3 protein-coding genes are annotated in these 2,823 nt (G+C 37.5%); all 3 read right to left on the bottom strand.

The window, feature by feature from the left end:
* Window positions 1-3: 3 nt before the first annotated feature.
* The 3 genes from QZ548_RS08825 to QZ548_RS08835 all read right to left on the bottom strand — a co-directional run bounded on the left by QZ548_RS08825 (window position 4) and on the right by QZ548_RS08835 (window position 2,612).
* Window positions 4-540, bottom strand: a complete 537-nt coding sequence (locus QZ548_RS08825; protein WP_295869779.1) for a flavin reductase family protein — start codon at window positions 538-540, stop codon at window positions 4-6.
* A gap of 182 nt (window positions 541-722) precedes the next feature.
* Window positions 723-1,298 (bottom strand): TonB-dependent receptor, encoded by a 576-nt coding sequence (locus QZ548_RS08830; RefSeq protein ID WP_295869782.1) that lies wholly within the window; start codon window positions 1,296-1,298, stop codon window positions 723-725.
* Between the two features lie 57 nt (window positions 1,299-1,355).
* On the bottom strand, window positions 1,356-2,612 hold the full coding sequence (locus tag QZ548_RS08835; protein ID WP_295869785.1) for a hypothetical protein: 1,257 nt from the start codon (window positions 2,610-2,612) through the stop codon (window positions 1,356-1,358).
* Window positions 2,613-2,823: the final 211 nt, after the last annotated feature.

Here is a 2,823-nt window from a genome sequence, read left to right on the forward strand (position 1 = left end):
AACTTATTTCTCTATAGCCTCAACGACTTCGCCGATGTACATATAGTGTGGTTCCCAGCGATCACTGCCAGCTTTTGTATATTCAGGAGGATTGGATGCATAATACTCTTTTATTTTATCCGCTAAATGTGCTTCATCGAATTGATGTTCGTAAAGCTTTTTGCATACAAAAGTTAACTCTGCTTCTTCAAACATGACACCATTATCTACTGCAACTGGTGTTAAACCTGAATTAGCCACCTTATCTTCGTCACGACCAGAATGAGATCCTAAATAACCAAGAGCCTTACGTTGGCTTTCAGGCAAGAAACTAACGGTAAACGTATCATATTTCGCCATGAATTCTTGGGTATAACGAGCTGGATGAATATACACAGTCACCGTGGAAAGATCGTTACCAACTAGGCCCCACATGTTGCCCATGCTGCCCCAGCTAACAGTACAAGTATTAAAATCCTCAGGTGTACCAGCTGTAACAAGAGCCCAACGCTTTTCAAACATAGTAAATGCTTTATAATCTTTTGATTCAAATGGTTTCATAATAACCTCCGGTTTATCTTATTTCCCAACATCGTCTAATTCTCCTAATCACATTATATGATGCATTAATATACGATACAATAAGAATTATATTATACAAATATACGAATAAACTAATAAAATCCGAGCTAATTCTATGAATTAAAAGCTCGGCTTTTTTCATAGATATGGTAAGAATATAATCATTTATAAATTAAAATCTTGCTGACTTTATCGCCTTTTTGTTCAAATTGTATTCCATGCATCATATCAGTTCGATAGCGGTATTTCCCATAAAACCATCGATTGTTAGTATCCACTAAATCGGGTCTGCCATATACATTAAGGACCTTTCGCATGGAATCGCCTACGGCAATACCTCTATGTGTAGTAGCATCACGATTCTCGATCATCATATAGGTAACAATAGGGCCCACACCATCCATTTTAAAGTTCCCAAATGTAACACCACCATAGGTAAGTCCTCTACTAGTTTCTTTAGTAGGCTGTCCTAGACTAGCTTTTACACTATCAAATGTATTACCCAGCGAAACACCAAGGATCATCATATCCTCGTCTGGCAAGGTAGTACCTACAATTTGTCCTCCCGCATAGTGAGTATATTGCTCAGCTTTGGGCCAATCATAAGATTGTTTCGCGGCATTCGTTTCTAGACGGTCCCAAGTTTTACTAAGCCAACTTGCCTCTGTCACATAACTATAACCACTTACCAATTGTAGGCCTACAACAAGCCCCATAACTATATATTTTGTTTTCATAGTCTCTCTCCTAAAATTTCTTATAATTAGCTCAAACTACATTCACTATATTACACACTATTGATTCAATAGCTTAACCCACTCCATATACCAAGGAATAAATATAGGCCCACTTTCTAGTTTCTCTTTATAGGTTCCATCTTCTCTCCATTGTGGACCTTTTCTGAGTTTGACCGCATCATCAAAGCCTACATATTCAATCATATCTCTCCATTGTTTATGTGTATAAGAGGTCTTACTTTCATCATAATTAATACGATAACTGTAAAAGTATACAGAATCTTTCACCACATGACGGAGATAAGACTCTCCTTTAGGCTTGTAAGAATCGATCAAAGAGCCTGCGATACCATTATTCCATACAACTGCATATTGTGTAGGTGTTTCTAAATCATTATACTTTCTCAAAAAAGATAATATTGAACTCTTGATGACCGTTCCATCTCGTTTTTCACCCAATATGGAAGTACGCACTACACGTATCTTGGAACCTGTATCCTCATAGGTTCTCACATCATATTGACTATTCTCTACAGCCTCACTCACTAGCTTTGCAGTCTTAGGAACGCGATAACTGAAATTTCCCCAATGCTCAACACGACTATAAGTATCTAATCCAGACAAGGATTCTATGGATGGAATAATATAATTACTCATCACAACTTCCGGTGATTTATCTTGATATGGATCTTCCGTATTAACCCAACCGCCATAAGTAATCCCATAGGTAGTCTTTGAATCATTCGGTGTAAACTCCGTATACATTACACGGGCATTATTAGACATAAGCTTCCAAGATGCATTCTGCAAACCTGGATATGTATATTTACCTTCACCTTCAGCATATTTATTGAGTGCTTTACCATGTGGAGGCCCTACTACTAAAAATGAACTAAGGCTTCGCACCGCATATAGAGGCCCTTTTCCAGACTTAGACTCTACAGTATCTCCACGAAAGCTAATGTTTGGTACAGATAATCGAATATTCTTATCCCCTTCATGAAGCAATACAACGGTAGACTGAGAATAATTTGCTAACTCCAACGCCTTAGCCAAACCAGGGCGTTCTCGATACAACTTATCCATCCCAGATGTAGGATTTACAGGTTGTGATTTTATAAATTCACTATAGTCCTCTGCATTCTGCTCCGCTACTTCATTAATATGACGATAATTCTCATACGCATTAGCAGGAATGCTCGCATCCGCCCCAGGCATAGGCGGCTGTCCGGCTGGCACTTCGATCTGTACAGCACTTACATTCATGGTGAAAGCAGCTGCTAATCCCATCATGATTATACTTTTACGTAACATAAAACCCTCTCTTTTTCTTCTCTCACATTACAACAAAATAAGCACAACCTTATTAGCATAAGTATACTATGCAAACAAGACTGTGCCTATGATTAATAAATTTATAATTTAGTATATAGAATGTACTTTTAATTGATATTTATAAGGTTTATCACCATTTGACGATATATATCTTTATCCCTATAATATAAGTAGATAGTCAGACGAGTCG

The sequence above is a fragment of the uncultured Veillonella sp. genome, from assembly GCF_915069625.1.
Lineage (GTDB): Bacteria > Bacillota > Negativicutes > Veillonellales > Veillonellaceae > Veillonella.